Source organism: Pseudonocardia sp. DR1-2, from assembly GCF_023717215.1.
Taxonomy (GTDB): domain Bacteria; phylum Actinomycetota; class Actinomycetes; order Mycobacteriales; family Pseudonocardiaceae; genus Pseudonocardia; species Pseudonocardia alni.
Window position 1 is genome coordinate 287,648 of record NZ_JAMQOF010000002.1, and the last position, 25,303, is coordinate 312,950.

General features: G+C 74.1%; 23 protein-coding genes. 16 read left to right on the forward strand and 7 right to left on the reverse strand.

Annotated features, from left to right (window positions below):
- Positions 1–74: 74 nt before the first annotated feature.
- Together ND486_RS06160 and ND486_RS06165 are read left to right on the forward strand one after the other, a co-directional pair.
- Positions 75–938, forward strand: a complete 864-nt coding sequence (locus tag ND486_RS06160; protein ID WP_251783210.1) for an AraC family transcriptional regulator — start codon at positions 75–77, stop codon at positions 936–938.
- Between the two features lie 80 nt (positions 939–1,018).
- Positions 1,019–1,954: a neutral zinc metallopeptidase gene (locus ND486_RS06165; protein ID WP_251783211.1), complete on the forward strand. Its 936-nt coding sequence runs from the start codon at positions 1,019–1,021 to the stop codon at positions 1,952–1,954.
- Here the strand turns inward: ND486_RS06165 and ND486_RS06170 are convergent.
- Complete coding sequence (locus ND486_RS06170; RefSeq protein ID WP_251783212.1) at positions 1,951–2,643, reverse strand: GNAT family N-acetyltransferase; 693 nt, start codon at positions 2,641–2,643, stop codon at positions 1,951–1,953. The genes ND486_RS06165 and ND486_RS06170 overlap by 4 nt on opposite strands.
- Positions 2,644–2,697: 54 nt before the next feature.
- Here ND486_RS06170 and ND486_RS06175 point away from each other — a divergent pair, with 54 nt between their 5' ends.
- From ND486_RS06175 to ND486_RS06200, 6 genes are all read left to right on the forward strand, one after another.
- Positions 2,698–3,684: an NAD(P)H-quinone oxidoreductase gene (locus ND486_RS06175; RefSeq protein WP_251783213.1), complete on the forward strand. Its 987-nt coding sequence runs from the start codon at positions 2,698–2,700 to the stop codon at positions 3,682–3,684.
- A gap of 15 nt (positions 3,685–3,699) precedes the next feature.
- The gene (locus ND486_RS06180) at positions 3,700–4,248 is read left to right on the forward strand and encodes a bacterial proteasome activator family protein (RefSeq protein ID WP_251783214.1); all 549 of its coding nucleotides are present in this window, start codon (positions 3,700–3,702) and stop codon (positions 4,246–4,248) included.
- Between the two features lie 87 nt (positions 4,249–4,335).
- Positions 4,336–5,202 carry an ABC transporter permease gene (locus ND486_RS06185; protein ID WP_083474460.1) on the forward strand — a complete coding sequence of 289 codons (867 nt, stop codon included), beginning with the start codon at positions 4,336–4,338 and terminating at the stop codon, positions 5,200–5,202.
- A gap of 6 nt (positions 5,203–5,208) precedes the next feature.
- Positions 5,209–5,961: an ABC transporter ATP-binding protein gene (locus ND486_RS06190; RefSeq protein WP_062399276.1), complete on the forward strand. Its 753-nt coding sequence runs from the start codon at positions 5,209–5,211 to the stop codon at positions 5,959–5,961.
- Positions 5,958–6,863, forward strand: coding sequence for a glycosyltransferase family 2 protein (locus tag ND486_RS06195; RefSeq protein WP_073573814.1), 906 nt, complete (start codon positions 5,958–5,960; stop codon positions 6,861–6,863). Before ND486_RS06190 ends, ND486_RS06195 begins: the two co-directional genes overlap by 4 nt.
- A 151-nt stretch (positions 6,864–7,014) precedes the next feature.
- Positions 7,015–7,977: a type IV toxin-antitoxin system AbiEi family antitoxin domain-containing protein gene (locus ND486_RS06200; RefSeq protein WP_251783215.1), complete on the forward strand. Its 963-nt coding sequence runs from the start codon at positions 7,015–7,017 to the stop codon at positions 7,975–7,977.
- A gap of 78 nt (positions 7,978–8,055) precedes the next feature.
- Here ND486_RS06200 and ND486_RS06205 read toward each other — a convergent pair whose 3' ends face one another.
- The gene (locus ND486_RS06205; RefSeq protein WP_308215814.1) at positions 8,056–8,511 is read right to left on the reverse strand and encodes a GtrA family protein; all 456 of its coding nucleotides are present in this window, start codon (positions 8,509–8,511) and stop codon (positions 8,056–8,058) included.
- Positions 8,512–8,671: 160 nt separating this feature from the next.
- Between ND486_RS06205 and ND486_RS06210 the strand changes: the two genes are divergently transcribed.
- Genes ND486_RS06210 through ND486_RS06225 form a run of 4 tightly spaced genes read left to right on the forward strand, consistent with a single transcriptional unit; the run spans position 8,672 to position 11,203 of the window.
- Positions 8,672–9,283 carry a hypothetical protein gene (locus ND486_RS06210; RefSeq protein ID WP_251783216.1) on the forward strand — a complete coding sequence of 204 codons (612 nt, stop codon included), beginning with the start codon at positions 8,672–8,674 and terminating at the stop codon, positions 9,281–9,283.
- Positions 9,280–9,597: a transcriptional regulator gene (locus ND486_RS06215; RefSeq protein WP_073573850.1), complete on the forward strand. Its 318-nt coding sequence runs from the start codon at positions 9,280–9,282 to the stop codon at positions 9,595–9,597. Before ND486_RS06210 ends, ND486_RS06215 begins: the two co-directional genes overlap by 4 nt.
- Positions 9,594–10,466: an ABC transporter ATP-binding protein gene (locus ND486_RS06220; RefSeq protein ID WP_251783217.1), complete on the forward strand. Its 873-nt coding sequence runs from the start codon at positions 9,594–9,596 to the stop codon at positions 10,464–10,466. The genes ND486_RS06215 and ND486_RS06220 overlap by 4 nt, the downstream gene beginning before the upstream one ends.
- Positions 10,463–11,203, forward strand: a complete 741-nt coding sequence (locus ND486_RS06225; protein WP_251783218.1) for an ABC transporter permease — start codon at positions 10,463–10,465, stop codon at positions 11,201–11,203. The genes ND486_RS06220 and ND486_RS06225 overlap by 4 nt, the downstream gene beginning before the upstream one ends.
- Positions 11,204–11,218: 15 nt before the next feature.
- Here the strand turns inward: ND486_RS06225 and ND486_RS06230 are convergent, their stop codons facing one another.
- Complete coding sequence (locus ND486_RS06230) at positions 11,219–11,821, reverse strand: DUF1707 domain-containing protein (RefSeq protein WP_062399264.1); 603 nt, start codon at positions 11,819–11,821, stop codon at positions 11,219–11,221.
- 17 nt (positions 11,822–11,838) lie between these two features.
- The gene (locus tag ND486_RS06235) at positions 11,839–13,635 is read right to left on the reverse strand and encodes a hypothetical protein (protein ID WP_251783219.1); all 1,797 of its coding nucleotides are present in this window, start codon (positions 13,633–13,635) and stop codon (positions 11,839–11,841) included.
- Between the two features lie 52 nt (positions 13,636–13,687).
- On the opposite strand from ND486_RS06235, the gene ND486_RS06240 reads away from it, so the two are divergent.
- Positions 13,688–15,094 (forward strand): FAD-binding oxidoreductase, encoded by a 1,407-nt coding sequence (locus ND486_RS06240; RefSeq protein WP_251783220.1) that lies wholly within the window; start codon positions 13,688–13,690, stop codon positions 15,092–15,094.
- A gap of 20 nt (positions 15,095–15,114) precedes the next feature.
- Positions 15,115–15,870, forward strand: coding sequence for a decaprenylphospho-beta-D-erythro-pentofuranosid-2-ulose 2-reductase (locus tag ND486_RS06245; protein WP_251783221.1), 756 nt, complete (start codon positions 15,115–15,117; stop codon positions 15,868–15,870).
- 12 nt (positions 15,871–15,882) lie between these two features.
- Here ND486_RS06245 and ND486_RS06250 read toward each other — a convergent pair whose 3' ends face one another.
- From ND486_RS06250 to ND486_RS28870, 3 genes are all read right to left on the reverse strand, one after another.
- Complete coding sequence (locus tag ND486_RS06250) at positions 15,883–16,533, reverse strand: nitroreductase family protein (protein WP_062404007.1); 651 nt, start codon at positions 16,531–16,533, stop codon at positions 15,883–15,885.
- Between the two features lie 10 nt (positions 16,534–16,543).
- Positions 16,544–17,230, reverse strand: a complete 687-nt coding sequence (locus ND486_RS06255) for a hypothetical protein (RefSeq protein WP_251783222.1) — start codon at positions 17,228–17,230, stop codon at positions 16,544–16,546.
- Positions 17,231–17,494: 264 nt separating this feature from the next.
- A complete protein-coding gene (locus tag ND486_RS28870) occupies positions 17,495–19,648 on the reverse strand; it encodes an acyltransferase family protein (RefSeq protein ID WP_308215815.1) in 2,154 nt (717 codons plus the stop codon).
- 330 nt (positions 19,649–19,978) lie between these two features.
- Between ND486_RS28870 and ND486_RS06270 the strand changes: the two genes are divergently transcribed.
- Positions 19,979–23,203, forward strand: a complete 3,225-nt coding sequence (locus ND486_RS06270) for an arabinosyltransferase domain-containing protein (RefSeq protein ID WP_251783223.1) — start codon at positions 19,979–19,981, stop codon at positions 23,201–23,203.
- A 55-nt stretch (positions 23,204–23,258) separates the two neighbouring features.
- The gene (locus tag ND486_RS06275; protein ID WP_251783224.1) at positions 23,259–25,163 is read left to right on the forward strand and encodes a glycosyltransferase; all 1,905 of its coding nucleotides are present in this window, start codon (positions 23,259–23,261) and stop codon (positions 25,161–25,163) included.
- Positions 25,164–25,303: the final 140 nt, after the last annotated feature.

Sequence of the window (25,303 nt, forward strand, 5' to 3'; positions counted from 1 at the left end):
TCGGACGAACTTCGTGTTCTCCAGCGACTCTCCCTGGCCACCGAACAGGCGACAAGGCACTATCCGTGGCCGTGATGGGACGAAGTTCGGACATCCCGCTGATCGGCTTCGCACACACGCCGGTACCGATCGCGGCGTACCGGGTCGACGGTCCGGTGCAGCTTCCGCGGGTGCAGGGACCGCATGCACACGACTTCCTCACCCTCGTGCACGTCGTGCGCGGCTCCTGTACCTACCAGGTCGACGGGCAGGTCTGGCGGCTCGCCGAGGGCGATGCGTTCGTCATCGCACCCGGAGCCGTGGTCGACCACGCCGCGGAGACCTCGACGCCGCCCGGCGAGCTGTGGTCGGTCGTCTTCCCCGCGGAGGCGGTCGCGCCCGCGTCCTGGCAGGACCATCCGCTGCTCGCGCCGTTCGTCGGGCGCCACCGCGGGGGCGGGCAGCGGATCGGCGTCCCACCGGCGGACCGGGCGACCTGGCGGGCCCGCCTCGTCGACCTCGACGACGAGCTGACCCGCCGGCGCGACGGTCACGCCGAGGCCGCCCGCGCCCACCTCACCCTGCTGCTGGTGGCACTCGGCCGGCTCGTCGACGACGTACCCGCCGAGTCGGGCGACCCGCTGCTCGCGGCGGTGTTCGCCGTCGTCGAGGAGCGGTTCGCCGGCCGGCTGTCGCTGCGCGACGTCGCCGCGGCCGTCGGGCTCACCCCCGGGCACCTGACGACCGTCGTGCGGCGCGGGACCGGGCGGACCGTCCAACAATGGATCACCGAGCGCCGGATGCGGGAGGCGCGGCGGCTGCTCGCCTCCACCGACCTCCCGGTCGCCGAGGTGGGCGCCCGGGTCGGCTACCCCGACCCCGGCTACTTCGCCCGCCGCTTCCGGGCCGCGCACGGAATCGGCGCCGCGACCTGGCGGGCCGGCTCCGGGGCCCCCTGACGGGTGGCGGGGGACGTCCGCGCCGGTGCGGTCCGGCGCGGTGTGGTGGGATTCCCCCGGTCTCATCTCGGGAGGACGACGTGCGGTTCGACGAGAACGCCCGGCTCGACACGTCCGGTGTGGACGACCTGCGCGGATCCGGCGGTGGCCGGGGCGGCGGGGTCGGCGGCCGGGTGGCAGGCGCGGGCGGCGGCCTGGGCCTCGTCGGCGTCATCCTGTACCTGCTGCTGTCGAACTTCGCGGGCGTCGACATGTCCGGCATGGGCGCGGGCGGCGGCTACCCGGGCCTCGACCAGGTCGGCTCCGGCCAGACCGCGGACAACTCGTCACTGCAGCAGAACTGCGCCACCGGCGCCTCGGCGAACACCTCGACGGACTGCCGCGTCGTCGCCGTCGTCAACTCCCTCGACGACTTCTGGGCCACCCAGTTCTCCTCCGGCTTCACGACGCCGCGGACGAACTTCTTCTCCGGTGGGGTGAGCACCGACGGCTGCGGCTCGGCCTCGTCGGACAGCGGGCCGTTCTACTGCCCGGCCGACTCCGAGATCTACATCGACCTCACCTTCTTCCAGGAGCTGCAGACCCGCTTCGGTGCGCAGGGCGGGCCGTTCTCGCAGGCCTACGTGATGGCCCACGAGTACGGCCACCACATCCAGAACCTGCTCGGCACCAACCGCAGGGCCGGCAACGACACCGGCCCCACCTCCGGCTCGGTGCGCCTGGAGCTGCAGGCCGACTGCTACGCGGGCGTCTGGGCGAACCACGCCACGACGACGCCCGGCCCGTCGGGGCGGCCGCTGATCAGCGAGCTGAACCAGTCCGACATCGACGCCGCCCTCGACACCGCGTCCCGGATCGGCGACGACTACATCCAGTCCAACCTGGGTGGCGGCCGGGTCGACGAGTCGCAGTTCTCGCACGGCAGCTCCGCGCAGCGCGAGAAGTGGTTCACCACCGGCCTGCAGAGCGGCAACCCCGACTCCTGCGACACCTTCGCCGCGCGCAGCCTCGACTAGGGCCGCCCGGCCGGCGGATCGGCGGCCAGGAACCCCGCGAGATCGTCGGTGTAGCCGGCGACGCGCAGCTCCCACCCGGGCCGCACGAACGCCTCCCGCGTGAGCAGCACCCGGTACTCGGTGACCCGGGCGTCGCCGTGGTCGATCGTGGCCGTGCCGTCGTCGCGGTACCCGAGCCGGGCCGACACGGCCGCCGACCTCGGGTTGCCCTCGACGTACTCCGAGCGCGCCACGAGCGCGCCGAGGTGGTCGAAGGCGAAGGCCAGCACCGCGGCCCGCATCTCGGTGCCGTAGCCGCGCCCCTGCGCCCGTCGCACCAGGTACGAGCCGGTCGCGACCTCGCGACGCACGCCGAACCGGTCCCCCACGACGTCCTGCAGGCCGACCACCCGGCCCTCGGCGCGCACGACGAACTGCAGCGTCCACCAGTCCGGTGACGCCTTCGCGCGGTTCGACCAGACGTACTGCGCGATGCCGCGCCCCAGGTGCCGCGGGTCGGCCCGGGTCCACGGGACGCGGAACGGCATCTCCGACGACGGGTGGATCCCGCTCTCGTGCACGGCCGCGATCAGCTCCCGGACCGACGCGTCGTCCTCGACGCGCAGCTCCAGGCGCGGGGTCCGCAGGGTCAGCCCGGACATCGGCCACGGGTCGGGCACCGGGTCGATCGGCGCGGGGAGCACGTCCATCGGTCGACCGTGCCGGATCGCCGACGGGCGCGCCACGGAATACCGTCGGCTCCCATGTGGGCGATCACCCTGACCGAGTACGGCGGACCCGAGCAGATGACGTGGGCGGAGGTGCCCGACCCCGAGCCTGGCCCGGGCGAGGTCGTACTCGACGTCGTCTCCTCGGCCGTCAACCGGGCCGACCTCCTGCAGGTCCAGGGGAACTACCCGGTCCCGCCCGGCGCGTCGGAGATCCTCGGCCTGGAGTGCGCGGGCCGGATCGCCGCGCTCGGTGACGGCGTGACCGGCTGGTCGGTCGGCGACGAGGTGTGCGCCCTGCTCGCCGGCGGCGGCTACGCGACGAAGGTCGCCGTCCCGGCCCCGCAGCTGCTTCCCGTTCCCGCGGGCGTCTCCCTGGAGGAGGCGGGCGGCCTCCCCGAGGTCGCCTGCACCGTCTGGTCGAACGTGTTCCTGGAGGGCCGGCTCGCCGAGGGCGAGACGTTCCTGGTCCAGGGCGGCTCGTCGGGTATCGGAACGCACGCGATCCAGGTCGCGAAGGCGCTCGGCGCGCGCGTCGCCGCCACCGCGGGCCACGCCGACCGGCTGCAGTTCTGCCGCGACCTGGGCGCCGACATCGTCATCGACTACCACGACGACATCGCCGAGGAGCTGAAGAAGGCCACCGACTGCCACGGCGCCGACGTCATCCTCGACAACATGGGTGCCAAGGGCCTGGCGAACAACCTGTCCGCGCTGGCCCGCGACGGCCGGCTGATGATCATCGGGATGCAGGGCGGGGTGAAGGCCGAGCTGAACATCGGCGCGCTGCTGGCCAAGCGCGGCCACGTCTCGGCGATGGGCCTGCGCGGCCGCCCGGTCGACGGTCCGCACTCGAAGGCCGAGATCGTCGACGGGGTCCGCGAGAACGTGTGGCCGCTGTTCGCCGACGGCCGGGTGAAGCCGGTGATCTTCGAGCGGTTCGCGATGTCCGACGCCGCCGACGCGCACCGCAGGCTGGACGCCGGTGGGGTGACCGGCAAGCTCCTCCTCGTGAACTCCTGAGCGGGCGGGTCCAGAATGGCGGGCATGAGCGACGAGCAGGAGACCCCCGGGGACCGGGTCGTGGTGGTCGGCGCCGACGGGCGTCCGGTGGGCATGGCCTCGGTTCCGCAGGACGACGAGGGGCAGAGCCCCGCGTCGATGGTGGAGCAGCCCGCGAAGGTCATGCGGATCGGCACCATGATCAAGCAGCTGCTCGAGGAGGTGAAGGCCGCACCGCTGGACGAGGCGTCCCGCGAGCGGCTCAAGGAGATCCACGAGAACTCCGTCAAGGAGCTCGAGGAGGGCCTGGCGCCGGAGCTGCGTGAGGAGCTGCAGCGGCTCAGCCTGCCGTTCACGGCGGACAAGGTCCCGTCGGAGGGTGAGCTGCGGATCGCCCAGGCCCAGCTGGTCGGCTGGCTGGAGGGCCTGTTCCACGGCATCCAGACCGCGTTGTTCGCCCAGCAGATGGCCGCGCGGGCACAGCTGGAGCAGATGCGTCGCGGGCTGCCCCCGGGCGTCGGCGGTGGGCCGGAGCAGGGCGGCGTCCCCGAGGGCATGGGCCGGGGAACCGGGCAGTACCTCTGACGCACGACGACGACCTGCGGTTTCGCGGTGTCCCGGCCGGGGCCTCCCCTGCCGGGCCCGCGGACGGCGTCTGAGTACCCTCACCGGGTGGCCGTGACCGTGACCGACGAGCCGGGTGACGTCGTCGACCCGTCCGAGGTGTCGAGCCCGCGCAGCTGGCGGCGGGCCTTCGCGGACCTCGCCCAGGGCTGGCGGCAACGGCCGCTGTGGGGCTACCTCGGCTGGCAGGACATCAAGCAGCGCTACCGCCGCTCCGTCCTGGGACCGCTGTGGATCTCGATCAGCATGGGCGTCATCGCCCTCGGCCTGGGGATCCTCTACTCGGCGCTGTTCCAGATCTCGCTGGCGACGTTCCTGCCGCACGTCGCCGTCGGGCTGCTGATCTGGAACTTCGTGTCCGGCTGCATCCTCGAGGGCAGCGAGGTCTTCATCGCCAACGAGGGCCTGATCAAGTTCCTGCCCGCCCCGCTGAGCCTGCACATCTACCGGCTCGTGTGGCGGCAGACGCTGTTCTTCCTGCACAACCTGGTCGTCTGGGTCGTGCTGATGATCGTGTTCCCGCATCCGCTGGGGCTGTCGACGCTGCTGGCGATCCCGGCGTTCGCGCTGCTGGCGGTCAACGGCGCCTGGGTCGCGATCCTCGCCGGGATCCTCGCGACCCGGTTCCGGGACATCCCCCCGATCATCGCCAGCGTCACCCAGCTGGTCTTCTACCTGACCCCGATCGTCTGGTCGGTCGACATCCTGAGCGACAACCCGGCCGCGCGCGAGCGCGCCCAGCTGGTCGAGCTGAACCCGGTCTTCCACTTCGTCGAGATCGTGCGCCAGCCGCTGCTCGGCCAGGAGATCGTCGGCCGGTACTGGCTGGTCACGGGCGTGATCACGATCGTCGGCTGGGCCGCGGCCCTGATCTGCCTGCGCAACTACCGCTCCCGCGTCGCGTACTGGGTGTGAACCTCTGTGACTGAACCCCGCATCCGGATCGACCGCGCCGCCGTCGACTTCCCGATCTTCGACGCCAAGACGCGGTCGCTGAAGAAGGCCGTCCTCGGCAAGGCGGGCGGCCGGATCGGCACCGACGCCAAGGTGCCGATCATCGAGGCGCTGCGCGACATCACGGTCAGCCTGGACAAGGGCGCCCGCGTCGCGCTCGTCGGGCACAACGGTGCCGGCAAGTCCACGCTGCTGCGGCTGATGGCCGGTATCTACGAGCCCACCCGCGGTCGCTCGCTGGTCCGCGGCAAGGTCGCGCCCGTGTTCGACCTCGCCGTCGGGATGGACCCGGAGATCTCCGGCTACGAGAACATCCTGATCCGCGGCCTGTTCCTGGGCATGACGCGCAAGCAGATGGAGGCGCGGATCGACGACATCGCCGCCTTCACCGAGCTGGGCGACTACCTGGAGATGCCGCTGCGGGCGTACTCGACGGGTATGCGGGTGCGGCTCGCTCTCGGCGTCGTCACCTCGATCGACCCCGAGATCCTGCTGCTCGACGAGGGCATCGGCGCCGTCGACGCGGAGTTCCTGAACAAGGCCCGCGACCGGCTCCACGAGCTCGTCGACCGCTCCGGGATCCTGGTCTTCGCCTCGCACTCCGACGAGTTCCTCGCCGACCTGTGCGACACCGCGCTGTGGATGGAGCACGGGACGATCAAGGAGTACGGCCCGCTGCACGAGGTCCTCGACCACTACAAGGGGCGGACCCCGTCGTGACCGGACCGCTCCCGCCCGGCTCGGTCGTCGGCGTCGTCGTCACGCGGCACCGGGCCGAGCTGCTCGTCGACTCGCTCGCGGCGATGGCGAAGCAGACCCACCCGCTGGCGCACCTGATCGTCGTCGACAACGGGCCGGACCTGCCCGCGCGTGACGCGGTCGAGGCCTGTCCGCTGCCGACGACGTGGCTCCCCTCGTGGTCCAACCTCGGCGGCGCGGGCGGTTTCGCCCTGGGGATGCTGCACGCACTCGCCATGGGCGCGGAGTGGATCTTCCTGGCCGACGACGACGGCCACGCCGCCGACGAGTCCACCCTCGCCACGCTGCTCGACGTCGCGTCGCGGCACGGGCTCGCCGCCGTGTCACCGGTGGTCGCCGACAAGGCCGACCCGGACCGCCTCGCCTTCCCGCTGCGCCGCGGCGTCACCTGGCACCGGTCCCGCTCGGCACTGGGCCCCGACGACCTGCTCCCCGGGATCGCCTCGTTCTTCAACGGCGCCCTCTTCCGGGCCTCCACGCTGGAGGTCATCGGGGTGCCGGACCTGCGCCTGTTCGTCCGCGGCGACGAGGTGGAGATGCACCGCCGGATGGTCCGGTCCGGGCTGCCCTTCGGCACCGCGCTGCAGGCCACCTACCTGCACCCCTACGGCTCCGACGAGTTCAAGCCGATGCTGGGCGGGCGGCTGCACGCCCAGGACCCGGGCGACGAGGTCAAGCGCTACTACACCTACCGCAACCGCGGCTACCTGATGTCCCAGCCCGGGATGCGGAGGATCGGCCTCCTGGAGCTGCCGAGGTTCGCCTGGTACTTCCTGGTGACGAAACGCGACCCGCGCGCCTTCCGCGACTGGCTGACCCTGCTCCGCCAGGGCCGCCGCGAGCAGTTCCACCGCGCCCCCTGAGCATCCACACCCCCTGACCGCCGTCCACACCTGTCGCACCAGGTGTGGATGCCCGGGAACAGGTGTGGATGCCGTGTCCACATCCGGTGGAGTTGTCCACAGACCGGAGATCGGGGGCTGTGCCCAGCTGCGGTCGGTCAGGGTCGTCGGCATGACGCTCGAGGTGCCCCCGACCGACGCCCACGGCCTGGTCCGGCGGAGTGCGCTGCGCGACCAGGGCTTCTCCGACGAGGAGATCGACCGGCTGCGGCGCACGGGTGTCCTGACCGGTGTGCGGCGCGGGGTCTACCGGCTCACCGACGGGGAGCGACCGGGCTCGACCGTCGTCGACCACGCCCTGCGGGCCCGTGCCGCCGCGCCGGGGCTGTCGTCGGAGGCGGTGTTCGACCACGTCACCGCGGGAGTACTGCTCGGCCTGCCGATCTGGGCCATACCGCTCGACCGGCTGCACATCGTCCGATCCCGTCCGACCGGGGCCCGGACCCGCGGTGACCTGGTCGTGCGGAGCGGCACACTCCTCCCCGACGAGATCGTCGACGGCGATGGGCTGCGCGTCACCGCTCCCGCCCGCACGCTGGTCGACCTGGCCCGGTCGGTGCCCACCGAGCAGGCGCTGGTCGTCGCGGACGGGGCGTTGCAAGCCGGGGTCGTCGCCGCGCGCATCGGTCGACCCGGCCCGGGCGCGACGACGACCGGAGAGATCGCGACGGCGCTGACCCGGGCCACCGGCAGGAGCGGGGTGGGAGCGGCACGCCGGACGCTCGCCCTCGCCGACCCGGCGAGCGAGAGCCCCGGGGAGTCGCGCAGCCGTTTCCGGATGCACCTCGCCGGGTTGCCGGTCCCGGTGACGCAGTGGCCGGTGCCCGGAACGCCCTACCGGGCCGACTTCGCCTGGCCGGACCTCGGGCTCGTCGGGGAGTTCGACGGGCGGATGAAGTACGGGCGCGACCTGCGGACCGGGGCCGACCCCACCGAGGCGCTCTGGGAGGAGAAGTGCCGGGAGGACCGCATCCGGCGCACCGGGCTCGTCGTCGTCCGCTGGACCTGGCACGAGATCACCGACCCCGGCCCGCACGGCATGGTCGCCGCCCTCCGCCGAGCGCTCCGGACCTGACGGATCCACACCCCCTGTAAGGTCCTCACACCCGTTGCGACGGGTGTGGACGCCCCACAACGAGTGTCGCTGCCGAGGTCAGTTCTTGAAGATGACCCAGCGCAGCATGACGAAGTTGATCGCGGTGGCGGTGCCCTGCGCGACCAGCCAGGCGAGGCTGGTGTCGTAGGTCAGCGGCGGCAGCAGGTGCAGGACCAAGGAGTTCACACCGACGTTCACGGCGAAGGTCGTGCCGTAGAGGGCCACGAAGCCGGCGAACCTCGCGCGGCCGCCGGTGTTCGCGCCGGTGAAGGTGAAGCGCTTGTTGAGCAGGTACGCCGTCGTCGTACCGAGGATGAAGCTGATGCCCTTCGCGAACGGCACCCACAGGCCCGCGCTCAGGAGCAGGTGGTAGACGCCGAAGTCGACGATCGCGGAGAGCACACCGATCGCGACGAAGCTGCCCAGCTGGCGGACGAGGCCGAGGCGCGGGGCCGGGGCGTCGGCCGGACCGGTGGCCGGGGGCTCGGCCCGGGTGGGCTCGGTGGCGGTCACCCATCGAGGGTAGCGGCGCGCGCCGCAACGACCGCGTCGACCCACCGGAGCGCAGGTCGCGTCCCTCCGACCTGCCGATCCGTCCGCGACCGTGGACAAGGCAAGGTACTTTGCCGTACAAAGTGAGCGACAGAGCAAACCAGTTGGCAGTGGGGGGAACATGCAGGACCGGACGGACACCGACGTCGACGACCAGCCGCCGCGATCACCGGCCGACGCGCTCGCGATCATCGAGCGTGAGCAGGCCCGGCAGATCCCGCCGTACTGGATCTTCTATCTGATCTGGGGCGCGGCCTGGGCGGTCATCGGGCTCGCCTGGTTCGCGAACGGGACCGGCGCGGTCACCGGGGTGACCGCGGGTGTCCTCACGGGGCTGGCGATCGCCGGGGGGTCGATCGGCAGCGGTCTGGTGGGCGCCCGGATGGGACGCGGCGTCGCCGGTCCGAGCCAGCTCCACGGCGCCCTCTACGGCTGGGTGTGGCCGGTGGCGATGATCGGCGTCGTCGCGCTGACGGTCGGTCTGGGCCGGCTCGGGGCGCCGGTCGGGTTCGCCATGCCCGCACTGTTCGTGTTCGTCACCGGCGGCCTGTTCGCGGTCGGGGCCGCGGTCCGGCGTGACATCCCCGACTACGCGCTCGGGCTCGGCCTGGTGGTGCTCGGCGCGGCGCTGCCGTTCGTCCCGGCGCCGTGGCACGCGCTGGCACTGGCGCTCGTCGGCGGTGGCGCGCTGGTCGCCACCGGGCTGTGGACGCGGGCGCGGGCGGTCCGGTGACCGAGCTCGACCCCGTCATCCACGCCCAGGCCCGGCTGCGGGTCACCGCCACCCTCGCCGCCCTCGACGACGGCGACCGCATGACCTTCCCGCGCCTGCAGGAGCTGCTCGGCATGACCGCGGGCAACCTGTCCACCCACCTGCGCAAGCTGGAGGACGCGGGCTACGTCGCGATCACCAAGACCCACCAGCGGCGCACCCCGGTGACCTTCGTCGAGCTGACGAGAACGGGCAGGCGGGCCTTCGAGGACTACACGGCCGCGCTGCGGGCGCTGCTCGACCCGGCCGCCGACCCGTCGGAGGTGCCGTCGTGACCCCACCGGTGGAGCTGCACGGGGTGACCCGCCGCTACGGCGACACCGTCGCCCTCGACGACGTCGACCTCGTCCTGGAGCCCGGCAGCCTGACCGGCCTGCTCGGACCGAACGGGGCGGGCAAGTCGACGCTGGTCAACCTCGTGTCCGGGCTGCGCCGACCGGACGCCGGCACGGTGCGGCTGTTCGGCGGGGATCCGCGCGACGCGGCGAACCGGGTCGCGCTGGGCACCACCCCGCAGCAGACCGGGCTGCCGGACACACTGCGCGTCGGGGAGATCGTCCGGTTCGTCGGCGCCCACTTCCCCGACCCGGTCGGGGCCGGTGAGCTGCTGGAGCGCTTCGGCCTCGACGGGCTGGAACGACGCCAGGCGGGCGGGCTGTCCGGTGGCCAGAAGCGCCGCCTCGCGCTCGCGCTCGCGTTCATCGGCCGCCCCCGGCTGGTGCTGCTCGACGAGCCGACGACCGGCCTGGACGTCGAGGGCCGCCGCGCCCTGTGGGACACCGTGCGCGCGTTCCACGCCGGCGGCGGGACGGTGCTCCTGACCACCCACTACCTGGACGAGATCGAGTCGCTGGCCGAGCGCGTCGTCGTCCTGGCGGGCGGGCGGATCCGCGCCGACGGCGACGTCGACGCCGTCCGCGGAGCCGTCCGGGTGGGGCGGGTGTCCTTCCGCACGGCGAGCCTTCCCGATCTGCCCGGCGTCGAGCGGACCGAGCGCGACGGCGACCACGTCACCCTGCACACCGCCGACGCCGACGAGCTGGTCCGCACCCTCGTCCGGCACGACGTGCCCTTCACCGGCCTGTCGGTGTCCCGGGCGTCGCTGGAGGACGCGTTCCTGACCCTGACCGGAGGCCCGTCGTGAGCATCGTCGCAGCGCACGCCCGCTACCTGATCGTGGAGCAGCTGCGGATCCCCGTCGCGGTGCTGTCCACCGCGCTGTTCCCGGCCCTGACCCTGTGCTTCTTCGTGCTGCCGTTCGACTGGGGCGACGACCCGGTCGCGGTGACCCGCTCGGTCGCCCAGCTCGCGCTGTTCGGCGTGCTTAGCGGGTTCCTGTTCACCTTCGGCGTGGGCGTCGCCGACGACCGCGAGAAGCCGTGGGATCCCTACCTGCGCACGCTGCCCGCCCCCGCGTCGGCGCGGGTGGTCGGCAGGCTCGCGGTCGGGGTGCTGTTCGCGCTGCTCGGGATGCTGCCGGTGGTCGTGCTGGGGGCACTGCTCACGCCGGCGTACGTGGAACCGGCACGGCTGCCGTTCGCGCTCGTGACGCTCCTGGTGGCCGGGCTGCCGTTCCTGTTCGGCGGGCTCGCGATCGGCTACTCGCTGCCGACCAAGGCCGCGCTGCCGGTGACCCAGCTGGCGTTCTTCCCGATGGCCTTCGGTGGCGGGCTGCTGCTGCCGCCGGAGCTGTTCCCCGGCTGGCTGGCCCGCGCCACTGAGGTGCTGCCCACCCGCGGGGCCCGTGACCTGCTGCTGTGGTCGCTCGGCGGGCCGGTCCCGAGCGGTCTGGCGCTGGGCGCGTTCGCGGTGTGGACGGTCGGGCTGGCGCTGCTGGTGGGCTGGGCGTACCGCCGCGACGAGGGGCGCCGCTTCCGGTGAGCCCGGGGCCGGCGCTCAGAAGTGGCGGCCGGCGAAGGTGTAGCGGGTCCGCACCGTGACCGAGCCGGCGGCCGTCCGGCCGTAGACGCGGAAGTGCGGGCGGCCGTGGACGGCCCGGCTGGGCATCTTCGAGCGGACCGAGCCGTACTGGGAGACGAGGCCGTCGACGTCGGCGGTGGCGTTCTCCGGGACCAGCAGCCGGGCCGACCCGGCGCCGAGCTCCAGCTCCACCTCGACGACGGGCATGGGCAGCTGCGCGTCGCAGAAGTCCAGCAGGACCGCGCCGAGCGAGGTCTGCACCCGCAGCCGGGCCGGGACCGCCCAGTCGCCGCGGCGCTTGACCCCGCCGACGCCGCCGCGCAGCACCGTGGGCGGGCCGACCGGGGTGGCCAGGACGTCCGCGGACAGGTCCAGCGGGTCCCCGGGCAGGTCGGACAGCACGGGGAGCAGCTCGGAGCCGAACCGGGCGCCGTAGACGACCGACAGCCTCTCCTGCAGCTCCTCGACCGAGATCCGGCCCTCGGCCATCGCACGGTTGAGCCGCGTCGCGGCGCGCTCGCGGTCGGCGTCGGAGATCCTGATCTCCCGACCCTCTCCGGGTAGCCGCGCACCGGTCACCCCACCAGGGTAAACACCTATCCGACGGGTGCGGCGTCCGGCAGCCGGAACAGCCACACCCCGCCGTCGAACCGGCCGGGGTCGCCGGTGACCCGACGGGTCCAGGCCAGCGCACGGGCGTCGTCGCCGCCGGCGTACCCGGGGACGAACGCGACCGCGGTGATCCCCAGGTCGCGCAGCTCGCGATGGGCGGCGGCGGTGTAGTCGTCGCTGGGGTCGTTCTTGCCGTCGGCGACCCACTGCGCCCCGATCTGGTACCGGTTCCAGCGGGACTGGATGGCGACGTCGTCCTCGGGATCGGAGGCGATGAAGTAGCCGCCGCGGATGCGGAACGACGGGCCGGAGGCGGCCTGCCAGCGCAGGCCCTGCGCGCCGTCGTCCCAGGCCGCGGTGATCCGCGGGTAGATCTCGACGACGTCGGCCGGGCCCAGCGGCGCCGCCCCGGCCGCGAAGAAGGCGGGCACCGGCGCGGGCCGGACCTCCTGGGCGTCGGCGGGCAGCCAGGACACCACCGCCAGCGCGGCCAGGGCGACGGCACCGACCGCCGTCGCCGGGGTGTCGAGCGGCATCCGGTCCACCCAGAGCGCGACGACGACGGCGACGCACAGCGCCGTCACCACCTGGATCCGGACCGGCTCGACCTCCGACAGCAGCGGGACCTCGGCGAACCCGAGCCAGGGCAGCGGGATCCCCGTGTAGTCGCCCAGCAGCACGACACTCGTGCCGAGCGAGGCGACCCAGGACAGGAACCCGACCGCGGCGACGACCCGCAGCGTCGTCGACCGGACGACCAGCACCGCGACGACGACCAGCGCCAGCACGGCGACGCCGACGTAGCCGCCCTGTTCGCCGATGTGGCCGCCGAGTTCGGTGCCCGCGCCGTCGGGCACCGCCCGGACGGCGGTCAGCCGCGTCGGGACGAGCAGGTTCGCCAGGTCCGCGCCGGTGGCGTGCACGTTGCGGATCGCGCCGCGTGGGCGGTTCGGCCCGGCCAGCACCAGGTACAGCGGATAGGCGCCGAGCACCACGAACACCCCGACGCAGGCCAGGCCGGCCCGGACCAGCCCCGGCAGGTGCGCGCGGACCCGGCGGGGGAACCGCAGCGCGAGCACCACCGCGGTGACGACCAGGAAGATCACGCCGATGGCGAGGGTCTGGGTGTAGAGGACGAGCTGCCCGACCAGCGCGAGTCCGGTCAGCGCCCCCACGAGCCACGGGCGACGCAGCGGGCCGCGCGCGAACAGGTGGTGCGCGACGAGCAGCAGCAGCGGCGGCAGCAGCGACCACGTGAGGTTGAGGTGCCCGGCGATCGCGTGCGCCAGATGGAACGGGGAGAACGCGTAGAGCGCACCGGCGATCCCGCGGGCGACCCAGCCGCGGGAGCCCGCGCCGACGTACGGGCCGAGCGCGGCGACCAGGACCAGTCCGGACACGACCGGGCCGAGGACCAGCCCGACGTTGAACGCGGTCACCGAGCCCGCGACCAGGGTCACCGGGGCGAGCGCCAGCGCCAGCAGCGGCACCGCGGTGTTCCACAGCGCGTTGAGCCCGTACGGCCAGTGCATCCAGTCGGTGACCAGCGGGTTCTCCCCGTGCGTCACGGCGAACGGGAACCAGTGGAGCCACCAGGCGAACATGTCGGCGTCGGCGGTGACGTGCCCGATCAGCAGACCGCCCGGGTCGGCGAGCACCCGGCGCTGCAGCCACAGCGAGACCAGCAGGTAGCCGAGCCCGAGCAGCACGTACAGCCCCGCGGTCGCGCCCCGGCGCCGTGCCGGGGGCAGCGGGAGGCGGACCTGCCGCTCGTCGAGCACCCGCCCAGGGTCGCACCCGTCGTCGTCGGTGGCCCTCGCTACCCTGGCGACGATGACGGACACGACCGTTCCCAGCAGCACCAGGACCGACGCCCCGGCGCGACGGACCGCCTCCCTGCACGGCTGGGGACGGACCGCGCCGACGGTCGCCCAGCTCGTCACCCCGCGCGACGCCGAGGACGTGGCCGAGGCCGTCCGCACGGCGGGCGAGCGCGGCGTGATCGCCCGCGGGCTCGGCCGTTCCTACGGCGACCCGGCGCAGAACGCGGGCGGTGTCGTCCTCGACATGCCGGGCCTGAGCCGGATCCACGCCATCGACCCGGACACCGGCGTCGCGGACGTGGACGCGGGCGTCAGCCTGGACCAGCTCATGCGCGCCGCGCTGCCGCTCGGGCTGTGGGTCCCGGTGCTGCCGGGCACCCGCCAGGTCACGATCGGCGGGGCGATCGGCGCCGACGTGCACGGCAAGAACCACCACACCAAGGGCAGCTTCGGCAACCACGTCGAGTGGCTGGCGCTGGTGACCGCGGACGGCTCGGTCCGCGAGCTGACCCCGTCCGGGCCGGACTCGGAGCTGTTCTGGGCGACCGTCGGCGGGATGGGCCTGACCGGCGTCATCGTGCGGGCCAGGGTGCGGCTGCACCGGACCGAGTCGGCGTACTTCGTGGTCGACACCGACCGCACCGACGACCTCGACGGCCTGCTGGAGCTGCTCACCGACGGCTCCGACGACACCTACGGCTACTCGGCCGCCTGGTTCGACACCACCGCGACCGGCGCCCGGATGGGCCGGTCGGTGCTGACCCGCGGCTCGCTCGCGACCGTCGACCAGCTCCCCGCGAAGCTGCGCTCCGAGCCGCTGAAGTTCGACGCGCCGCAGCTGCTGACCTTCCCGGACGTCTTCCCGAACGGGCTGGCCAACAAGCTGTCGCTGACCGCGTTCTCCGAGCTGTGGTTCCGCAAGGCACCGAAGCGCCAGCGCGGCTCGGTGCAGAACATCACGGCCTTCTACCAGGTGCTCGACGTGTTCGGGGACTGGAACCGGGTCTACGGCTCGAAGGGGTTCCTGCAGTACCAGTTCGTCGTCCCGATGGGGGCGGAGACCGAGCTGCGCCGCATCCTCGAGAAGATCGCGGCCTCGCCGCACAAGTCCGGGCTGAACGTGTTCAAGCGCTTCGGCGCGGGCAACGACGCACCGCTGTCGTTCCCGACGGAGGGCTGGACGATCACCGTCGACTTCCCGATCGCGAACGGGCTGTCCCGGTTCTGCACGGAGCTCGACGAGATGGTGCTGGCCGCGGGCGGGCGGCTGTACCTGGCGAAGGAGTCGCGCACGTCGCCGGAGGCCTTCGCCGCCGGCTACCCGCGGTTCGCCGAGTGGAAGGCGGTCCGCGACGGCGTCGACCCGACCGGCGTCTTCGCCTCCGACATGTCCCGCCGCCTCGCACTGACCCTCTGACGTCCGGAGCCAGCACCATCATGATCGACGCAGTCGGCAATCCGCAGAGCATCCTGCTCCTCGGCGGCACCTCCGAGATCGGCCTGGCCACCGTGCGCGCGTTCGCCGCGGACCGCCCGTTGCGGGTCGTGCTCGCCGCCCGCCCCGGCCCCCGGCTCGACGCCGCCCGCGCCGAGCTCGAGGCGCTCGGGTGCGGGGTGGAGACCATCGAGTTCGACGCCAGAAGCATCGAGACCCACCCCGAGGTCGTGAAGAAGGCCTTCGCGGGCGGGGACATCGACGTCGCCGTCGTCGCGTTCGGGCTGCTCGGCGACAACGAGAAGGCCTGGACCGACGTCGACCACGCCGTCGAGCTGGCGCAGGTCAACTACACCGCGACCGTCTCCACCGGGGTCGCGCTGGCCGAGCGCTTCCGCGAGCAGGGCCACGGCTCGCTCGTCGCGATCTCCTCGGTCGCCGGGGAGCGGGCCCGCCGCTCGAACTTCGTCTACGGCTCCACCAAGGCCGGGATGGACGCGTTCTACACCGGGCTGACCGAGGCGCTGCGCGAGTTCGGCGTGACCGTGACGATCGTCCGGCCCGGCTTCGTGCACTCGAAGATGACCGAGGGCCTCGACGCCGCACCGCTCGCGACGACCCCGCAGGCCGTCGCCGACGTCATCGTCGACGCGGTGCGGACGGGCAAGGAGCTGGTGTGGGCACCGGCGCCGATGCGCTTCGTGATGAGCGCACTGCGCCACGTGCCCCGGCCGATCTTCCGCAGGCTCCCGATCTGATCCGGGGGCGGCCTACCAGCCGTCGACGTGCAGGACGGTGTCGAGCGGCTGGCGCTTCGCGGGCTTGAACGTGTCGCCGGTGTAGTACGCGACCGGCAGCAGGACGCCCTGCCGCACGTTCTCCGGGATGCCCAGCAGCTCGGCGATCTCCTTCTCGTACTGCAGGTGCAGTGTCGTCCAGGCGCTGCCCAGGCCGCGCGCACGCAGCGCGAGCTGCAGGCTCCACGCGGCCGGGAGGAGGGACCCCCACATCCCGGCCTGGTTCGACGCCGGCAGCTCGGCCTTCGCGTTCATCGCGCCGATGACCAGCACCGGGACCTCCCCCATCCGGTCCGCGAGGTACTGCGCGCTGTCCGCGACGCGGAGCTGGGTGGCGTCGCGGTCGGCGTCGCCGTGGGAGCGGGTCGTCGGGTACTGCGAGGAGTTCCGGTAGGCGGTGAACGCCTTCCGGTAGTACTCGCCGACGGCCTTGCGCTTCTCGGCGTCGGTGAGCACCAGCCAGTGCCATCCCTGCTGGTTGGAGCCGCTCGGGGCCTGCAACGCGACCTCGAGGCTCTCCCGGACCACCTCCAGCGGCACCGGACGCTCCAGGTCCAGGCGCTTGCGCACCGATCGGGTGGTGGTGAGCAGCTCGTCGGGCCCGAGTGGCAGCACATCGCTCATGCCCTGCACGCTACGGCGCCGCCGGCCTCCTCGCGATGATCACCGCGCGCTCCCCTGCGCCCACCTCGCACGTGAGGCGCCCCGCGGACCGCTGCGCACGGGTCGCGGCCAGACGCGGGTCGGCCCAGGTGGGGACACCGCCGTAGGGGCCGCGGGTCAGCCCGTCGGAGCCCTCCCGGACGATCTCGAACCCGGCGTCGACGAGGATCTCCCGGATCCGCAGGTGCCCGCGCGGGACGCGGGGCGGCACCCAGCGGGCACCGGCCAGCTCCCGGCCGCGGCCCTCGGCGTCGGCGGCGACGACGAGTGCGCGCCCGCCCGGCTCGAGCGCCCGGAACCAGCCGCCCGGGCCGAGGTCACCGGCCAGCGCCGCGTCCGGGAGCCGGTCGAGCACCTCCACCGCGGTCAGCGACGCGACCGGCCCCGGCAGGGCATCCAGGGTCAGGTGCACGGGGCATCCCGGCGCGCCCGCACGCATCGCCCCGGCCTCGGCCTCCGAGCCGGCCAGCCCCGAGACCGGGCCGAGCCGGGCCAGCCCGGCGAGCAGGACCCCGCCGGCACCCGCGACGTCGAGGTAGGGGCCGCGGCCCAGGTGGTGGCGGGCCAGGCGCAGGTACCAGTGCAGCGCGGCCCGCTCCGGCGGTGCGGCACCGGCGGGCTCGGGCAGGTCGGCGAGGGGCGGGGTCGTGGGGATCATCGGTCCATCGCGTCGGTGGGCGGGGCCCGTCCTGGTCGCGACGGGCGGGCCCGTCCATTGTCGCCGACGCGGCCTGCCGCGGTGTCCGGGCACCGGCGTCACGTCCCGGGCACCGGGATGCGGCGGCACCGGACCGCTCCCCCGGTGCGTGGACCACCGCCGGTCTCCCCGTCCCGCGGGACAGGATCGGCGGACGCGGCCGTGCCCCCGGACCACGGTGGTGGTCCGGGGGCACGGCCGTGTCACCCGCTCCCCAGCGGAGTCTCAGGCCCCGTGAGCCGGCTTCTTCCGGCGGCGCCGGGCCGCGGCGGCACCGGAGGCGGCGACGATCGGTGTCGCGGCGCTGGCGTGGGCGTCGTCGCGACGACGGGCGGCCCGCCCGCAGTTCTCGGCGCCGGTCCGCGTGCCCGGCAGCGCCGACGCGGAGCGCATCGCCCGCGGTGCCGGGACGACACCGCGGTCGTCGGCGAGCCCGCGGGCCGCGATGTGCAGCGACCGCAGCCGCTCCATCCGGTCGGCACCGGTGGTGGTGCCGGTGCCCTCGACGACCGGGGTGAACAGGTCCCCGCCGGTGCCGGCGCCGCCGCTGCGCATCCGGGCGACGGCGACGAGGTCGGCGGACAGGTCGCTGCGCCCGGCGCCGTCGAAGTCGGCGGCGCGGGCCGCGGCCAGGCGCTCGAGCACCCAGCGGGCCGAACCGGCCGGGGCCGGGACGTCGATCTCGGCCGCGGCGGGCACGTCGGCGGGGTCGGCCTCGGGGCGTCGCGGTGCCCGGGTGGGCAGCGCGGGCGCCGGGACGACGATCGGGTCGGCCGGGGCCGGCTCGGACGCCGGGGCGGTGGGCTCGGGCTCGGCGACCGGCGCGGACGGGGCCGCGACGGGCGGGACGACCGGCAGGGCGGCGGTCCGCGCGTCGTCGGCCGGGGCCTGCTCCGGCGCCGTGGTGGGGGTCCAGCCCGACGTCGTGGCGACGGCGGGGCCCGCCGAGCGGCGGCGGACCACCGGCAGCGCCTCCGTCACCGAGGGCACGTCGCCCTGCTGGACCGGCGCGAACGGCTGCGCCGAGGCCGACGGCTGCGACGGCACGGACCGCGGCGCCACCCGCCGGGCGGGCACGGCCGGAGCCGCGGCGGCGGGACCGGCGGTGACCGGGGCGGCGGACACGACCGGCAGCACCGAGGTCACCGGCTCGTCGGTGATCATCGGCAGCACGGAGGTCTCCGGGTCACGGCGCGCCGCGTCGTTGTCCACGACGCGGCGGGCGGCCGGGACCGGGTCGGGGGCGACGACCGCCTCGACGGCCTCGGGGGCGGGCCGGGTCCGGCCCCGCATCCACCGGCGCGCGGGACGTTCGACGAGCGAGTACAGCAGGTGTGCCACGGGCAGAGTCCCCACGAAGACGGTGAGCGCGATCAGGTGCCCCGTCTCCCCGCCGCGGGGGAGGACACCGGAGTCGCTCAGGAACCAGAAGATCTCGAACATCGGGATGTGGACCAGGTAGAGGGCGTAGGAGATCCGCCCTCCGTGCACCATCGGGCCACGGGTCAGCAGGTGGTGCACCGGTCCGCGGTCGGCGAGCGCGAGGGCTCCGACCAGGACCGGGAAGGCGACGACGGCCAGGCCGTGCAGCCCGCCGCCGACGACGGACCCCGCCAGGAGGACGAACGGCACCGCGGCGACGGTCGCCGTCGCCGTCGCCGAGGCCGCGGAGCGGACCCGTTCGGTGGTGCGCAGCCGCCGCACGGCCAGCATCGCCAGGACACCGGCGGAGAACCCGCCGAGGATCCGGACCAGCCAGCTGTAGGGGTAGTACGGCGACCCGACCACGAGGAACGCGGCCGCCATCGGCGCGGTGCACAGCAGCGACCCCGCCGCCAGCACCGCGAACGGCAGGTTCCGCAGCCGGAAGAACCCGAGCGCCAGCAGCGGGAACAGCAGGTAGGCCAGCCACTCGGCGCTGATCGACCACGTCGGGCCGACCCAGGACGCGCCGTCGAGGTACTGCTCGTCCCACATCTGCACCAGGAACAGCTGCTCGAGCCACGCGCCGACGCCGATCGACGGCTGGACCGCCTGGTAGGCGACGTCGGTCGTCGACCCGAACAGCAGTCGCGCCACCAGCCACACGCCGAAAAGGTGGAACACCACCGCGTAGGCGGGCCACATCCGCGCCGCGCGGGCCCACACGAACCCGCCCGCGTCCCGCAGTCGCAGCCGCGGGCCGAGCCGGTCGAGGTAGGTCCAGGCGATGACGAAGCCGCTCAGGACGAAGAACAGGTCGACGCCGAGCGCACCCTGTGTGATCAGCGGTCCGAGCCAGCCGTTCACCGTCTCCACACCCGCCATCGGGGTGAAGTGGAAGTGGAACGCGACGACCCAGAGCGCGGCGACGATCCGCAGCCCCGTCAGCGCGAGCACCTCACCGCCACCGTTGCCTCCACATCGGACGGACGAACCACCCTGTTCGGGAGTGGTTCCGCCGGCGGCGGGCGCGGCGGTGGCCGGGTCGTCGGCCGTCGCTCGCGAATCGGTGCAGATGCTCACACGGGGGCCAACGAGGCGAGATCACCACCGTCACCGGTGACACCCGAACAGTGCCCGAATGTCGCAGCTGGTCACACACGGTGATCAGAACCCGGAGTGACCGACCTTGAGACCCCGGGTGGGTGGACTACGCCGGACGGGTGGACGGCCGGGGGTCACGGGGGGATCACAGTTGATCACCGGGTGGCGTCTAGCCTCGGGCGTGTGCTGACCGCCGACACGGAGGCGGATCCCCGTCCGGGATCCGGCCCCACCGACCGCCGGTCGCGTCCGACCGACCGCCTGCTCGCCGCCGCGCTGGGCCTGCTCTCGGCGGTGCTGGCGCTGGCGATCCCGTTCCTGCCGGTCGTGCAGAACACGGCGACCGTCAGCTGGCCGAACGCCACGACCGGCACCGCGCCGCTGAACGCCCCCCTGGTCGCGTACCGGCCGGAGAGCCTGACGGCGACGATCGGCTGCGACGCGATCCGCAGCCTCGACGACCGCGGGCCCGGCCGCGCGACCGTGCTGTCCACGACGCCCACCGGCGCCCCGGACGGCGACACGGTCGGGCTGCGCATCGCCGTCGCCGACGGGGTGGTCACCCTCGACAACCGCGGTCAGCGCATCGCCACCGCGCCGCTGCCCCCGCCGGGCGCGCCCTGCGCGCTCACGTTCACCTCGGACTTCGACGCGACGACGGCGACCCTGGCCGGGGCCACGCTCTACGAGTTCGCCGGCGACGGCCGTCCGCAGCTCACCGGGATCCACTCCGACCTCGACGCGGCCCGCGACCCCATGGGCGGCACGAGCGTCCGGTTCGACACCGACAACCGCTACGACACCGACGCCTCGACGCTCAAGCTCGTCGCGGGCGGTGTCGCGATCGTCGCGCTGTTCGGCTCGCTGTTCTTCCTGCGCCGGATCGACGACGCCGACGCCCGCCGCGTCGTGCACGGCCGCCGGCTGGCGCGCCGGCTGCGCGGGCAGGACGACCTGCGCGACGCCGTCGTCGTCGGCGTGCTGGTCGTGTGGGCCCTCATCGGGTCGATGACCAGCGACGACGGCTACATCCTCGACATCTCCCGTGGCAACGACACCGCCGGCTACATCGGCAACTACCACCGCTGGTTCGACGTCCCCGAGGCGCCGTTCGGCTGGTTCTACCAGCTGTACTCGCTGTGGAGCGGGGTCTCGGAGTCGGTGCTGTGGCTGCGCGTCCCGGCGCTGGCGATGGGCGTCGCGTCGTGGTTCCTGATCAGCCGGGCGCTGCTGCCGCGCCTCGGCACCCGGGTCCGGCGCAGCCGCTCCGCGGGCTGGGCCGCGGCCGGGGTGTTCCTGTGCTTCTGGCTGCCGTTCAACAACGGGCTCCGCCCGGAGACCGTCGTCGTGATCGCGGCGCTGGTGTCGTTCGTGATGCTGGAGCGCGCCCTGGCCACCCGGCGGCTGCTGCCGGTCGCGGGGGCACTCGTCGCGGGGGCGTTCGCCGTCGCGGCGACGCCGACCGGTCTCATCGCGCTGGCCCCGTTCCTGGCCGCGGCCCGGCCGCTGCTGCGGCTGTTCACCGAGCGGATCCGCACCACCGGGTGGGCGGCCACCCTCGGCCCGCTGCTCGCGGCCGGTCTGATCGTGCTCACCGCCGTCTTCGGCGACCAGACCCTCGCCACCGTCGCCGAGGCCACCCGGGTCCGTCAGGACATCGGCCCGAACCTGCCCTGGTACCAGGAGCTCGCGCGCTACGACCTGCTGTTCAGCGACAGCCGCGACGGCTCGCTGCAACGCCGCTTCCCGGTCCTGCTGCTGTGGCTGTGCATGATCGTCTCGACGATCGTGCTGCTGCGCCGCGGCCGCATCCCGGGCGCCGCGCTCGGGTTCTCCCGGCGCCTGCTCACGAGCACCGCGCTGTCGTTCGCGGTGCTGGCCCTGACCCCCACGAAGTGGACGCACCACTTCGGCGCGTTCGCCGCGCTCGCCTCGGGCGTCGCGGCGCTGGCCGCGCTGGCGACGAGCACCGGTGTGCTGCGCTCGCGACGCAACCAGGCGCTGTTCCTCGGCGCGGTGCTCGCGGTGACCGGTCTGGCGTTCCGCGGCCCGAACACCTGGTGGTACGTCTCGAACTGGGGCGTGCCGTGGTTCGACAAGCCGGTGTCGGTCAGCGGGATCCAGGCGACGACGGTGCTGCTGGTCCTGGCGTTCCTGTCGCTCGTCGTCGCCGGGGTGGAGCACCTGCGCTCGACCTCGGGGGTGCCGCGCCCGGTCCGGCGGACCCTCGGGCGTCGGCGCGGCCGGATCGGCACCGTCCAGGCCGTCCGGCTCGGGTCGGCGCCGCTCGCGGTGATCTGCGCGTTCATGGTGCTGTTCCAGGTCGCCTCCCTGGCCAAGGGCATGGAGAAGCAGGAGGGCTCCTACTCCCTGGGCGCCGACGTCCTGACCGACCCGACCGGGTCGCGCTGCGGGCTCGCCGGGCGCATCCAGGTCGAGACCGACCCGGCCGCGAACGTGCTGCCCGTCGCGCCGGAACCGGCCGGCGTCCCCGACCCCGGTCCCCTGGCCGAGGGCTTCACGCCCGACGGCCTGCCCCCGACCGGACCGGGGTCGCTGCGCGACAACAGCGGCGACGGCGACGACCGGCCCGGCGTCACCGGTACCGGCCCGCTGGGTGGGCCGGTCTCGGGCAGCTGGTCGCCGAACCCGGAGAACGTCGGCGACTACCGCTCGGTGTGGCACACGCTGCCCGCCGCGGTCCGCGACGGCTCCGCGCCGCTGGTGCTCGGCGTCGCCGGGACGATCGGCGGCGGCAACACCGTGACCCTGCAGTTCGCCCGCGACGGCGCGGTCGTGGACGAGATCGAGCCCGGTGGGGCCGTCAGCAGCACGTCGGACTACTCCGGCGGCGCCTCGGGCGGCCAGGCGTGGCGGGACCTGCGCGTCGACCTGGCGGGCCGCCCGGCCGCCGACGCCGACCGGGTGCGGGTGGTCGTGTCCGACCGCGGCATCGGGGCCGGGTCGTGGGTCGCCGTCGCCCAGCCCCGGGTCCCGCGGCTGACCCCGCTGACCACGATCGCCGCCCGCGGCACCGCGTACCTGGACTGGGCGACGTCGTTCGTGCACCCCTGCGTGCAGCGCTTCGGCGTGCACCGGGGCATCGCCGACGTGCCGGTGTTCCGGATGCTCGCCGACCCGCAGCAGCGCACCGTCGCCGACGAGTGGGGCCGCAGCCGGTTCGGCGGCCCCCAGGGCTGGCTGCTCCGGACCGCCGCCCAGCGCTACGTCCCGACCTACCTGCCCGGTGCCTGGGACTTCGACTGGGGCCAGGTCCGGCTCGTCGAGCCCTACGACCCGCGGGCGGTCCCGGCCCCGGTGCAGGAGGGCGACCGGACGCTGTGGGGCTGGCAGCAGGTCGGGCAGGCCGGGGCCCCGTCGTCGGACCCGACGCCGCTGCCGGGCTGAGGCCCCGGCAGACTCCGTGATGTCCGATCCGAGAAGTGAGGCGAGAGCGAGAGCCATGCTGGACACCGCCCGGCCCCTCCGTGGGGGCGAGCCCGCCCCGGCCGACGACCCCGCCGGCGGGACCCGCCCCGGACGGCTGGTCGTGCAGCGTGGCCCCTTCACCGGGCCGACGCACCTGGTGCCCGAGGACCTCTACGCCGAGGTCCTGCGCGGCGCCGCCCGCCGCGAGCGGGACCTGATCGAGCTGGTCCCGGCCACCCACGTCACCACCAACACCTACTGGGGGCGGCTGCACGCCACCTACTGGCAGCGCTGGACCGCGGTGCCCGAGGTCCGGGTGACGCTGCGCGCCGCGGGCCGCGGCCGGGTGTGGCTGATGGCCTCGGACACGAACAAGGTCGCCCGTGCCGTCGCCACCACCGGGGTCGACGCCACCGGGAGCACCCCGGTCGAGCTGACCGGGGCGATCGACCGCTTCGTCGACGGCGGCGGGCTCTGGCTGGAGTTCGCGACCGACACCGGCACGCTGACCGTGACCGACGTCGAGTGGACCGTCGCGGTGCCCCGCCCGCCGCGGCCCACCTCGATCACGATCTGCACCTACAACCGCGTCGAGGACTGCCTGAACACGCTGCAGGCGCTGCTCGACGACCCGGCCGCACTGGCCCGCGTCGGATGCGTCCGCGTGGTCGACCAGGGCAGCGACCCGCTGGAGTCGCGCGACCGGTTCGCGACGCTCGCGGCCGCGCTCGGCGACCGGCTCGCCTACCAGCGCCAGCCGAACCTGGGCGGCGCGGGCGGCTTCACCCGCGGCCTGTACGAGGCGACCGCGGGCGACCCGGCCGACGACCACGACGTCCTGCTCATGGACGACGACGTGCTGCTCGACCCGGAGATCGTCGTCCGGCTGACCGGGTTCGCCGCCTGCACCACCGCGCCGACGATCGTCGGTGGGCAGATGCTGAACCTGCTGCACCCGGGCCACGTCCACATCACCGCCGAGTACGCCGAGCCCGAGAGGCTCCGCGTCGGCAAGCCCGTGCCCGGTGCCCTGGAGGAGGGCTTCCTCCTCGGCCGCGACGAGCGGCTGCTGCCGATCGTGCAGGAGCAGCGGGTCGACACCGAGTACAACGGCTGGTGGTCCTGCCTGATCCCCGCACCGATCGTGCGGGCCATCGGCTACCCGCTGCCGCTGTTCTTCCAGTGGGACGACGTCGAGTTCGGCTACCGCGCCCGCGAGCGCGGCTTCGCCACGGTGTCGCTGCCCGGGGCCGGCGTCTGGCACGCCGACTTCGGCTGGAAGGACTGGGACGAGTGGCACCGCTACTTCAACCAGCGCAACGGCCTGATCACCGCCGCCCTGCGGACCGGCTTCGACCGGCGCACGGTGTCCGCGACGGTCGTCGAGCTGCTGGCCCAGTACCTGGTCGCGATGCAGTACGGGCTGGCCGCGACGCTGCTGACGGCGGTCGAGGACTTCCTGCGCGGCCCGTCGGTGCTCGACGACGGCTCCGCCTCCGCGGCGGCGGAGATCCGCCGGATCCGCGCCGCCTACCCCGAGACGACGGCCGTGCCGCTGGCGGAGGCCGGGCTCGACGTGCGCGAGTCCGTGGTGCACCTCGCCGGGGGCAAGCCGTCGAAGATCGTGCGGACCTGGGTGAAGCGCGCCCTGCTGCAGGCCACCGGGCGGGTGCCGTTCCGTTCCGGGATGGTCCCGGCCGGTGAGGCGCACTGGTGGCACGTGTCGCTGTTCGAGCGCGCGATCGTCACCGACATGGCCGAGAACGGCGTCCGCATCCGGACCCGCGACCAGGAGCGGCTGCGCGAGCTCACCACCCGCGGGGTGCACACGGTGCGCCGGCTGTGGAACGAGGGGCCGCAGGTCGCCCGGGAGTGGAAGGCCGCGGAACCGCGGCTCACGTCGCGGGAGACGTGGGCGCGGCTCTACGACGCGGTCTGACCTGTCCGCGCGGGCGTCCGGCGTCGCGGCGGCGAGCACCGTGCCGGTCAGCGCGGCGCCGACGGCGAGCGGGGCGAGCAGCACGGCGTCGAGGTGGTGGGCCCCGAACAGCGCCGCCGGGCGGGCGGCTCCCGGGGTCA

What these genes read in the sequence shown, in the direction of transcription:
- ND486_RS06160 (WP_251783210.1), top strand. Translation starts at nt 75, where the DNA reads ATGGGACGAAGTTCGGACATCCCGCTGATCGGCTTCGCACACACGCCG.
- ND486_RS06170 (WP_251783212.1), bottom strand. Translation starts at nt 2,643, where the DNA reads ATGGACGTGCTCCCCGCGCCGATCGACCCGGTGCCCGACCCGTGGCCG.
- ND486_RS06175 (WP_251783213.1), top strand. Translation starts at nt 2,698, where the DNA reads ATGTGGGCGATCACCCTGACCGAGTACGGCGGACCCGAGCAGATGACG.
- ND486_RS06180 (WP_251783214.1), top strand. Translation starts at nt 3,700, where the DNA reads ATGGCGGGCATGAGCGACGAGCAGGAGACCCCCGGGGACCGGGTCGTG.
- ND486_RS06200 (WP_251783215.1), top strand. Translation starts at nt 7,015, where the DNA reads ATGACGCTCGAGGTGCCCCCGACCGACGCCCACGGCCTGGTCCGGCGG.
- ND486_RS06210 (WP_251783216.1), top strand. Translation starts at nt 8,672, where the DNA reads ATGCAGGACCGGACGGACACCGACGTCGACGACCAGCCGCCGCGATCA.
- ND486_RS06240 (WP_251783220.1), top strand. Translation starts at nt 13,688, where the DNA reads ATGACGGACACGACCGTTCCCAGCAGCACCAGGACCGACGCCCCGGCG.
- ND486_RS06245 (WP_251783221.1), top strand. Translation starts at nt 15,115, where the DNA reads ATGATCGACGCAGTCGGCAATCCGCAGAGCATCCTGCTCCTCGGCGGC.
- ND486_RS06250 (WP_062404007.1), bottom strand. Translation starts at nt 16,533, where the DNA reads ATGAGCGATGTGCTGCCACTCGGGCCCGACGAGCTGCTCACCACCACC.
- ND486_RS06255 (WP_251783222.1), bottom strand. Translation starts at nt 17,230, where the DNA reads ATGATCCCCACGACCCCGCCCCTCGCCGACCTGCCCGAGCCCGCCGGT.
- ND486_RS06275 (WP_251783224.1), top strand. Translation starts at nt 23,259, where the DNA reads ATGCTGGACACCGCCCGGCCCCTCCGTGGGGGCGAGCCCGCCCCGGCC.